Source organism: Psychrobacter sp. DAB_AL32B, from assembly GCF_002224105.1.
In the GTDB taxonomy this organism is placed as follows: domain Bacteria; phylum Pseudomonadota; class Gammaproteobacteria; order Pseudomonadales; family Moraxellaceae; genus Psychrobacter.
This window is the reverse complement of sequence record NZ_NEXU01000159.1, coordinates 1-433: the sequence shown is the minus strand read 5'-3', so window position 1 is coordinate 433 and position 433 is coordinate 1. Positions and strand designations below refer to the sequence as shown.

At 41.6% G+C, this 433-nt stretch carries 1 protein-coding gene; it reads right to left on the bottom strand.

All coding sequences use genetic code 11. From position 1 onward, the window contains the following. Nucleotides 1-311, bottom strand: a 311-nt coding sequence (locus tag CAN34_RS13800) for an alpha/beta fold hydrolase (RefSeq protein ID WP_217320640.1), incomplete at its 3' end; no start/stop codon positions are given. Nucleotides 312-433 lie beyond the last annotated feature (122 nt).

Sequence of the window (433 nt, the reverse complement as noted above, 5' to 3'; positions counted from 1 at the left end):
AGGTTGTTCTTAGTTGATAGAATTTCATCAGGTGAAAAATATTTAGGGATCGTATTCGCCATCACCTCAGCCAATCCATGCTGTTGCACACTAGCCATTAACGGCTCACGACTTTGCTTAACTTCCTCCGCTTCTGCTTTTGGATTTGTGTCAAGTAAAGCGAGTTTGGCAATGCGATGAGGTGCTTGACGCAAAACTTCCATCGCAATAATCCCGCCCATTGATAATCCTGCCAATGCAAAGATCGGCGGTGCATTATCTAGAATATCTCTTGCTAAATCCTGCATATTATTGTGAGTTGAAACAGGCACAATATGAATCGGGACTCTATGAGAAAATGCGGAAATTTGCGGTGTATAAAGTCTTGCATCACACATCATGCCGGGGATAAGAACTAACGGTATCACTGGTATATTCATAATATGTATAGTGA